The sequence below is a fragment of the Aneurinibacillus aneurinilyticus ATCC 12856 genome (genome assembly GCF_000466385.1).
Lineage (GTDB): Bacteria > Bacillota > Bacilli > Aneurinibacillales > Aneurinibacillaceae > Aneurinibacillus > Aneurinibacillus aneurinilyticus.
In genome coordinates this window covers 1-8,877 of sequence record NZ_KE952686.1, presented here as the reverse complement: position 1 = coordinate 8,877, position 8,877 = coordinate 1, and the positions used below count along the sequence as shown (strand labels likewise).

At 42.2% G+C, this 8,877-nt stretch carries 10 protein-coding genes; 5 read left to right on the top strand and 5 right to left on the bottom strand.

The window, feature by feature from the left end; genetic code table 11:
- Positions 1 to 43: 43 nt before the first annotated feature.
- On the bottom strand, positions 44 to 1,234 hold the full coding sequence (locus tag HMPREF0083_RS02955; protein ID WP_051354513.1) for a D-alanyl-D-alanine carboxypeptidase family protein: 1,191 nt from the start codon (positions 1,232 to 1,234) through the stop codon (positions 44 to 46).
- A 244-nt stretch (positions 1,235 to 1,478) separates the two neighbouring features.
- On the opposite strand from HMPREF0083_RS02955, the gene HMPREF0083_RS02950 reads away from it, so the two are divergent.
- The 5 genes from HMPREF0083_RS02950 to HMPREF0083_RS02930 all read left to right on the top strand — a co-directional run bounded on the left by HMPREF0083_RS02950 (position 1,479) and on the right by HMPREF0083_RS02930 (position 5,912).
- The gene (locus tag HMPREF0083_RS02950; RefSeq protein ID WP_021619525.1) at positions 1,479 to 2,417 is read left to right on the top strand and encodes a polysaccharide deacetylase family protein; all 939 of its coding nucleotides are present in this window, start codon (positions 1,479 to 1,481) and stop codon (positions 2,415 to 2,417) included.
- Positions 2,418 to 3,075: 658 nt separating this feature from the next.
- Positions 3,076 to 3,441, top strand: coding sequence for a DUF1516 family protein (locus HMPREF0083_RS02945; protein ID WP_021619523.1), 366 nt, complete (start codon positions 3,076 to 3,078; stop codon positions 3,439 to 3,441).
- A 537-nt stretch (positions 3,442 to 3,978) separates the two neighbouring features.
- Positions 3,979 to 4,578, top strand: coding sequence for a TetR/AcrR family transcriptional regulator (locus HMPREF0083_RS02940; RefSeq protein WP_021619522.1), 600 nt, complete (start codon positions 3,979 to 3,981; stop codon positions 4,576 to 4,578).
- 147 nt (positions 4,579 to 4,725) lie between these two features.
- The gene (locus tag HMPREF0083_RS02935; RefSeq protein WP_021619521.1) at positions 4,726 to 5,337 is read left to right on the top strand and encodes a hypothetical protein; all 612 of its coding nucleotides are present in this window, start codon (positions 4,726 to 4,728) and stop codon (positions 5,335 to 5,337) included.
- Positions 5,334 to 5,912, top strand: coding sequence for a serine hydrolase domain-containing protein (locus HMPREF0083_RS02930; protein ID WP_021619520.1), 579 nt, complete (start codon positions 5,334 to 5,336; stop codon positions 5,910 to 5,912). Before HMPREF0083_RS02935 ends, HMPREF0083_RS02930 begins: the two co-directional genes overlap by 4 nt.
- Here HMPREF0083_RS02930 and HMPREF0083_RS26090 read toward each other — a convergent pair.
- From HMPREF0083_RS26090 to HMPREF0083_RS02910, 4 genes are all read right to left on the bottom strand, one after another.
- Positions 5,854 to 6,390 carry a hypothetical protein gene (locus tag HMPREF0083_RS26090; protein WP_021619519.1) on the bottom strand — a complete coding sequence of 179 codons (537 nt, stop codon included), beginning with the start codon at positions 6,388 to 6,390 and terminating at the stop codon, positions 5,854 to 5,856. The two genes, HMPREF0083_RS02930 and HMPREF0083_RS26090, sit on opposite strands and share 59 nt — an antisense overlap.
- Before the next feature lie 27 nt (positions 6,391 to 6,417).
- A complete protein-coding gene (locus tag HMPREF0083_RS02920) occupies positions 6,418 to 7,071 on the bottom strand; it encodes a hypothetical protein (RefSeq protein ID WP_021619518.1) in 654 nt (217 codons plus the stop codon).
- On the bottom strand, positions 7,068 to 7,400 hold the full coding sequence (locus HMPREF0083_RS02915; protein ID WP_040301291.1) for a PadR family transcriptional regulator: 333 nt from the start codon (positions 7,398 to 7,400) through the stop codon (positions 7,068 to 7,070). The genes HMPREF0083_RS02920 and HMPREF0083_RS02915 overlap by 4 nt, the downstream gene beginning before the upstream one ends.
- 224 nt (positions 7,401 to 7,624) lie before the next feature.
- Positions 7,625 to 8,545, bottom strand: a complete 921-nt coding sequence (locus tag HMPREF0083_RS02910) for a S66 peptidase family protein (protein WP_021619516.1) — start codon at positions 8,543 to 8,545, stop codon at positions 7,625 to 7,627.
- Between the last annotated feature and the right edge of the window lie 332 nt (positions 8,546 to 8,877).

Here is an 8,877-nt window from a genome sequence, read left to right as displayed (position 1 = left end):
TCCACCTTATGGATAATCAACAGGTGTGAAATAAGATATATCATTAGGAAAGCTGATAGCTTTTTTTCCGGTAATATAACAATGTACAGCCGAATAGAAAAATCAGAATACCTCCTAAAATTAGGAACTTTTTAAACAAATCGGTCTCAGGAGGCAACGCGTTTGCTTGGGCAAGAAGCGGTACACTTTCTAACTCTTTGCCTTTATAATACACATCGACATATCCACCGAGTTGTCCTTTTGTGACGCCCTCCGTCGGAGTTATCCAGCGTGTGCGTAGCTCATAGGAAGGAGCGGTATCTTTACGCTGCGGTATATGGATTGATTCCGCTAAAGCAAATGGTACAGCAGAACCGAAAATCACCTGCTCCCCTATAACATCCCCCTTTTCTTTTACTGTCATTAGCTTCATTTTGTTTTTAGCATACGCTACCATTTTCTGAATATCTTCATATTCATCTACCTGATTGGACTGCATATCGACAGCAATATAGCGTATGCCATTCTCTTCGAATACTTCCACAAGATTATTTCCAGCCGCACGGGTAAATCCCGTTTTCCCGGCGATGACAAGCGGGTTATCATGGATTTTACTAGGATTTTTTATATGGACTTCCCTCATGTTTGTATGAATTTCTGTCTCTTTCGTTCCCATTGCTTCTAGCACCTTTGGGTGCTTTAGCGCTTCACGGACAATAAGAGCTACATCATAAGCTGTTGTATAATGTGCCGGATCATGCAAACCGTTCGGCGTAACAAAATGCGAGTTTTTCAGCCCTAACTGTTTACTTTTCTCGTTCATTAGCTGTGCAAACTTTTCTTTTGAACCCGCTATATGTTCAGCTACCGCCATAGCCGCATCGTTAGCACTAATGACCATCATCGCATATAGCGCATCCCTTTTCGATAACTGCTCTCCTGGATTTAGCAAAAAATACCGATTACTGCCTTCTTGCTTAGAAGCCGACAGGCTGGTGGTGACTGTCGCGTTGTCCCGCACCTTTTCATCTAATAAAATGGCGGTCAAAACCTTGGTAAGGCTTGCTGGATATGCTTTTTCACCGGAAGCCTTCTCGAATAACACTTCTCCTGTATCCGCTTCCATGACAATGGCATGTTTTCCTATAACAGAAGGAGGAGAGTCAGCCGAAGCTTTTGGTATCATCATACTGCTACTATATACAAGAAATGCACTGCAAAGAGCGCAGATTGTTTTTTTCCATATTTTGCGCATTATGTTCCTCATCTCTATAAAATAAGTGATAGATAATGTTTGACCTGTAAATAGTAAATGAATTCAGGAAAGTTTTCAACCTTCTGTTCTCGACTAAATTTTTCAATTATATTTTGCTTGAAAAGGAAAAAAAGGAACTTTACAATAGAAATGAAGAAACGCGTTCAGCAAAAACACTTGCCCGTTCAGCGACGGGTAATTTTTTTTGAATGGGGAACAATTTAATAGAAAAGAGGCTTTATAATTGCAACGGAGGAAAAGAAAAAAAACGTTACTCATTTGGTCAGCTATCATATGTGTCGGCATTCTGGCTTTATTTAATATATTATTTAATCCGAAAGAAGAATTATTGGCGCGCACAGGTAATGATATAAAAACAGTTCAAGAAACAAACAAAAACGTAGATACACTTGTCGGGCAAGACAAGAATAAAACGGGAGAACAGAACACAGCGAACGCAGAAAAATCCGAACAGCCACCTGCCAACAAAAACATGGAACAAGCAAAACAAACAGAAAAAATTGAGCAACCATCTACCAATAAAAATATAGAAGAAATTCCAGGGCTTTCCTTAGGAAAATTAATCAGCAATATTCCTTCAAAAAATCAAAAAGTTGTATATTTAACGTTTGACGATGGACCGGGCCCTTATACGAAAGAAATGGTCTCGATTCTCGATAAATACAATATAAAAGGTTCTTTCTTTTGGATCGGAAAAAATATTACTAATGAACTTGGTAGCTTCGGGGCACAAATGATAGAGCAAGGTCATGTTATCGGTTCCCATACGATGCACCATACGACCCTAGGAAATAAAAATAAAGCATTCCAGAAACAAGAAATCCAAAATACGGCAGCATACATAGAAGGAAAGGTCAAGCATCCTGTACATTATTTCCGCCCTCCATACGGTGCGGTAAATCAGGGAACAAGGGAAGTGTCCCGTGAACTTGGACAATATCTGATGTACTGGCAAGTTGATAGTCTGGATTGGAAACTACCAAACCATCCAGATCAAATCCTAGAGAATATTAAAAAAGCTGTGAAGCCCGGCTCGATTATTTTGATGCATGAACGCTCACAAAGTGTTAAAATCTTACCGCAGGTTATTGAATACCTTCAAAAAAGTGGATATATAATCGAACCTTTACCACCGGTTCCCGAATCTGCAAAAAAATCGTAACCAAGCAAAATTTTTAGTTGGTAGCACAATACACAAATCAACACCTTTGATATATCATCAGGATAGGCACGGAAAAGGAACAATATACCCTTTTCCGTGCCTGTTTTTCTTTTTCCATCTATATACCAAGGGTGTTGATTATCCAGTATGATCCAGAGTGGATCGTCATCACACCGTGCCCCAAACGGGCGTCGGTTCGTCTCCCGCACCGAGAGGCCCAGATGTTTTGCCGGTCCGGCCCTGGCGCCACAAAGCGGCCGTGTCTCTTCCTCGTGAGAAAGATGAGGGAACACGCCGACGCGTGCACCTTCTTTATTCCACCTTATGGATAATCAACAGGCGTGTCTATATACATCTGATTTGATAATAGGAGAAGCAGCCCTTCTTCAAGCTTGCGAATCCTGCTTTTTTTATTTTTTGATTTCTATGTTGTATACTACAACTTAAGAATTGTACAAGTAAAGGAGTGTTTATCCCCATTCCTATAAAGGATTTCCAAAGTTATTCTACTTGTCCCTCATGAATCATCATGATGCCCTCTTACGTAAATTGCCATTGACACAAACTTGTCAAAAAATCACCATAGTTATTTCATGTATTTACAGTGTAAATACAGTTATACTTAACTTATACAACTTAATCCAGGAGGAAAACAATTGTGTCACCTAATGTAGTTACTATCCTACAGCGAATTCATACCGACTCTTGGTTTTGGATTTTGCTTTTCTTCGTATTAAGCTTTTTATTGCTAAAAGCCGGAAAAAAGACAGCAAAAAAAATTGCCCATATGCTCTTGCGTCTTATAGCGCTCATCATGATTATCACAGGAATTCTTATGCTTGTAGCTTATCAGTTCCCAATCGCATACACACTCAAAGGCATTTTAGCCATCGCCATGTTCGGCGTAATGGAAATGATTCTTGGCATGACTGCCAGAGGCAAAAGAACGGGTCCTTTCTGGGGAGTGCTCATCATTCTTGTGGCTCTTGTCCTTCTGATTGCTTTTAGGGTGCTTACATTCTAACATTGTGAATAAGCTATAATCCGAAAAGTCGGTTGCCAGTTATTCTGGACAATTGGCTTTTTTTCATGTACCCGTCTAACAAGAAAATAGACATGTGCCCTAGATGGTTCGCCCTGCCACATTCTTTATGTTTCACATCTACTGTATAAATCCAAAATTAAGGAGGGATTAAAATGGCTTGTTCATCCTGCGGAAAAAAACAGGGATCAAAATCTACAAAAAGAAAGTAAGCAGAGAATTCCATGGTATTCATATATAACACATCACCTCGGAAGGCAGGCGTTCTTCCGGGGTTTTTCTTCTGTTTATGGCTCCTATGGATACCACAGGTGTAGATTGGTCAAAGAGGAAAAGACCACAGCGGAAGATTTAGGGGACAACTTGATGACTATCTACTCTGGATGATACCGGATAATCAGTATCCTTGGTTTATGAATAAACAATTTCCGTTTTTTTAACTTAGCCTATTGTCTTAGCAGAAGAATCTGGTATACTATTTATAGACCGAACGTTCAGTTTATAGAAGGGGTTTATACGATGGAAAAGCAACAGAAAAAAAAGACAGACGCCAAAGAGCGAATTGCACAAAAAGCGAAAGAGCTCTTTTCTCAAAAGGGGTATGCAGCAACTTCTATCGAAGACATTATTGCTGCAGCAGGTAGCAGTAAAGGCAACGTATATTATCATTTTGGCAGCAAGGAAAAGCTGTTCCTGTATCTTATTGAAGAGGATACGAAAGAATGGATGGAAAAATGGCAAAAAAAACAGGAACAATATGCCACAACTGCGGATAAGCTTTACGGGCTAGCCGAGCACTATGTAGATGATTTTCAGAATCCGCTGCTGAAAGCAGGCGAAGAATTCAGCGGAAGCCAGACAGCGGACCCCGAGACACTACAGGAATTGCTTGTGCTGATGCGCATGCAGCGCACTGTTTACCGCTCCATCGTCGAGGAAGGAATAACATCCGGGGAGTTTAAGCAGATGGATGTTCAGGATGCTACTCTGATTTTATTCGGACTTCTAGCAGGGCTTGGTGCCAACTATTATGAGATGGAGCTTGAAGAGATACGAACGCTCTATCGTAAAGCAATTACTGTTTTCCTGCATGGAATCAAGCCTGAGAATACTCGCTAATTTTTTTTGCTATTCTATTAGACCGAACGTTCAGTTTATAAAATAACTTTTTTACTTAATGAAATTTTTCTTTATCCCTCACATCATGCATTTCAAGAAAAGCTTGCTACCCGCTAAATTAGGATAACAAGAAATGGGGAAAAACTTATGAAAGTGCTCAAATTTGAAGCGTCCATATGGTATCACGCAATTTATGCATGGCGTTCTTCTCAAAAGCAACGCGGACTCTCTTTTACCCATCACAAAAAAAGCATATACTTCGGCCTTTTTCTCATGCTGCTGCACGTGCAAATTATCGAAGGTGCAGGTCTTCACTTCGTGCTACACCATGTCAGTCCCCTTCTCGCCTGGGGCTCTACCTTCTTGCATGTATATATGATTATCTGGTTACTCGGCGATTACAATGCTCTTCGACATTCCGTATTTACACTTGACAATCATAGTATCCATTTTCAAATTGGTCTTCGCAAGTCTGTTCGTATTCCCTTTGACTGCATTGAGTCGATCACTGCTGTACGCACAAGCCCGGAAACGATGAAGCAAGAAACAGAGAGCTTTCACGCCGAGGCATGCCCACGTATCGATCCTGACATCGGATTAGCCGATACTCCTCAATTTGAACTTCATCTCAAGCGCCCTGTTGTCTCGATGGGAATGTTCGGAAGAAATAAAACAGTTCAAAAAGTATATGTACACGTTGACGAACCACAAGCATTTATTCAGGCCATAAAACAAAAAATGGAGGAATACATTCGATGAAACAAACATATACGCACGCTTTACACGGTATAGAAACATGGCTTGAGGATACCTTTCATGAATGGAAGGTCCCTGGTCTTGCCGTTGCATTTGTAAATAAAGAACAGGTGCTGTACGCCTCCGGCTTGGGCGTGCGAAGCCTCGACGAATGTAAAGCTGTGACGCCTGAAACTCAGTTCGCCATCGGATCGGCAACCAAGCCATTCACCACGACACTTCTTTCTATTCTTATAGAAGAAGGATTCCTGCAATGGGATACGCCCATAAAAGAGTACATTCCTTCCTTCCAGATGTTTGATCCGTTCGCCACAGAAAGGATGACACTTCGCGATATGGCCTGCCACCGCTCCGGATTGCCCCGTCACGAACTTGTGGCCTATCGTTCGACGCTGACACGCGAAGAATTAGTAGCACGACTACGCTATCTTGAACCTAAATACTGCTCCTGCCTGAACAGCGATGCCGTAGTAACGAAACCGGCGCATCATCTCCCTGTATTTTATCTTACAGCTCATGTTACATCCTCCTTGGCCATCCCAACAGCAATGTACAGAGAAAAGCAGCCACAAACGTAATCATCAGCAAAAATACAAATCCGATGGCTGCCATGAACATATCCTCCCCGGGAAAGCTAGGCTTCAATGTCTGTAGACGAAGCCAAGCCACTGCGGTTAGCAACCAGTAAAAGCTACTCCCCGTTAACGCCACCTTGGATCGGTCGGCAAACGAATGCCGCCGGATTCTTCCTATCCACAGCCAACCAAGAATACTTACTGCCACAGCTATAGGAGCATACAAAAACAGCGGTATTAGCATTCCTGAGGTTGCTGATGTTACTATGCTTCCCCATACAATTGCGAGTACAAACGCAAACAAAACCGCATTAAATCCAAATACGACAAAGCCGCAACGCCAAGGATTTTGCAGCCAGATGTTTTTTTCCATAGCCACAAGCTTGCCATGCAGCCGACCGTTCGGCGAAAAGACAGTTCCTTGCAGCAGGAGCGCAAGCAATATACCCACGATTCCGCTTCCAAATAAGCCAAGTGTCACAATTCTCCCCCCACTTTCTATCTCTATTTATTCCAGCTTCGTGTGCAAAGCGCCCCAGCGACAGCCTAAGGCTGCGATTCGTGGGAAAGACAATGTAGCAACAATGCATACGAACACAAACGGAACAGTAAGAAGTCCGCTAAACCATTGCCACGGAACGATTTGGAACAGCACACCTAACATAAAAGCATAATTCAACAGCAACGGTTTCCACATGATTGCACGTATCCGTTTGTAAATACGAAAACCATGACGGCGGCCTAAATACAATCCGGCAAACATCCAAAAACTAGCATAAAGCAAAAGCACCCATTCCTTGTACTGTGTTGCCGCCTGCCAAATAATGTACTCCCCTGTTCCCGAAGAACCTTCTTTACCGTACAATAGCCCTATTCCGGTAAGAAAGAACAGGCTATTTGCACATATCAAAAACATATAGCATCTTCGAAAAGAGAAAGAAGACATTCCGCTGTATCGAGCAGCAATAGCAACCGGGCTTCCCAGCTGATGAAGCACATATTGCAATGCTTCTTCACCACTTTCATCTCCTGTATCCGCTAGCCGTGCCATGCATGCTTCATCAATATGACACGCGAACTCCTCTATTACCGTATCAGCATCCACCTGTTTCGGAAGGTGAGCACGCAGTACACATAAGAACTCTTCCTTTGTATCAATCATAGCGGTTTTTCTCCTATAATCTTCGACATAACATGAACAAAACGACTCCATTCCTTTGTTTTTGTATGCAAAACCTTCTGCCCTTCTTCGGTAATCCGATAATATTTACGATCCGGCCCTTTCTCCTGCCTCTGTATATAACTATCGATTAATGCTTTGCTTTGAAGCTTATGGAGTGCCGGATATAGCGTTCCTTCCTTAAAAGTGAGCGAATCCTCGCTTCGTTTTTCCATTTCCTTAACTAATTCGTAGCCGTACATGTCCTTTTCGCTTAACAGTCGAAGCAAAAGCAGGGATGTGCTTCCTTTAACTAGTTCCCGATCAAACATCATATCACCTACCTAGAATTTCTATGTATGAGAGCAGTATACTTTCTTCTATGTACTTTGTCCACCTTTTACATCCGGGTGGTACGTTTTAGCACCTTTGTCGTATTCATCAGGCTTAATGATGAATCGGCAAGCTTTTGTAGTGAGAGCACACCTGGTGATTGCTCAGAGGGGCAAAGTGTATCTATCCCCTCCTGTTCCCTGTCCCCTTGTATGTGCTCCTGTCAATGAACGGATGGTTCCAGAACGGTAAGCGTATTAGCCACCGTATTCAGATTAACCATAGCACCAATCGGAATGGCAGCTTTAAATGTACCGTGAGCCGTTGCAAGATTCGTCATCAATGGCTTGCCGATAGGAACGATAAACTCGTTGATAAGATCATCGTACGTTTTTCCGTATGCCGTTTTACAGCCAGTGCACTCGCCCATAATAATGCCGATACAGTCATCGAATTTCCCAGCCAGCTTTAAATGATTCAAGTATCGATATACAGTGTTCACTGGCTCATGCGTTTCTTCGAGCAACAGAATTTTTCCGCTCGTATCAATTTCAAATGGTGTCCCTAATGTATCTACAAATGAAGTGAGGTTCCCACCCACAATCGGTCCCGTTACATTACCTGCGATGCGGCTTATCAATGGAATTTCTTGCGGATTTTGAATGATACGAGGCACGACAGGCGACGACGTTGCTGTGAAAAACTGATTAAAATTATATGATGGCGTTTCGGGTTTGAAATCTATCAGGAGCAAACTTTGAAGAGTAATCAGATTCGCTTTTACATATAGTGTGTTCAACAAGACAGTGATATCACTATACCCACTAATGATTTTGGGATTTCTAGCAATACTTTCATAATCCAGATATGGGAGAATGCCTGCTACGCCCACTCCGCCTCTTGTCGGCAGAATCATTTTAACAGCCGGGTTCTCCACCATACTCATGAAATCGGCGGCCCTTTGCTGATCCCCTCCTGCGAGGAAACCATCGGCTGCGTACACATACCTCCCCAGAACAACGGAAAACCCCATTCTCCTTATGAACTCTATTCTTTGATCAATCACTTCTTTCGAAAGCGGACTGCCAAGCGTAACGATACCGATTACATCTCCACGCTGCAATAAAGACGGTGTAACAGCCATACGTTCCTCCTCTTTTCCTTAATATCTCCATGTTATGTATATGGAAAAAATTCTGGAAAAGTGCCCGCCCCGCATATTATATACATCTGATTTAATAAGTCGACACATTTTTGTGGTGGGAAGTAAGGAAAAAGCACGCTGGCTTTTCTTCTGCCGGAGCGCAGGGTACAGCCAACCTCCTCTTTTTTCTGAATTTCCTCCTTCCAACCACGCTACCCTGTTAAAATATCAAATGTAATTTATATAGTGAGCATTTTTGCCCAAGAATTTTTCTATTTGATATGATTCAATACTGTGTTTGACTTCTCCCACCCCTAAAGGGGCAAGCTCTA

What these genes read in the sequence shown, in the direction of transcription:
- HMPREF0083_RS02935 (WP_021619521.1), top strand. Translation starts at nt 4,726, where the DNA reads ATGAAAGTGCTCAAATTTGAAGCGTCCATATGGTATCACGCAATTTAT.
- HMPREF0083_RS02940 (WP_021619522.1), top strand. Translation starts at nt 3,979, where the DNA reads ATGGAAAAGCAACAGAAAAAAAAGACAGACGCCAAAGAGCGAATTGCA.
- HMPREF0083_RS02915 (WP_040301291.1), bottom strand. Translation starts at nt 7,400, where the DNA reads ATGTTTGATCGGGAACTAGTTAAAGGAAGCACATCCCTGCTTTTGCTT.
- HMPREF0083_RS02930 (WP_021619520.1), top strand. Translation starts at nt 5,334, where the DNA reads ATGAAACAAACATATACGCACGCTTTACACGGTATAGAAACATGGCTT.
- HMPREF0083_RS02955 (WP_051354513.1), bottom strand. Translation starts at nt 1,234, where the DNA reads ATGCGCAAAATATGGAAAAAAACAATCTGCGCTCTTTGCAGTGCATTT.
- HMPREF0083_RS02920 (WP_021619518.1), bottom strand. Translation starts at nt 7,071, where the DNA reads ATGATTGATACAAAGGAAGAGTTCTTATGTGTACTGCGTGCTCACCTT.
- HMPREF0083_RS02910 (WP_021619516.1), bottom strand. Translation starts at nt 8,545, where the DNA reads ATGGCTGTTACACCGTCTTTATTGCAGCGTGGAGATGTAATCGGTATC.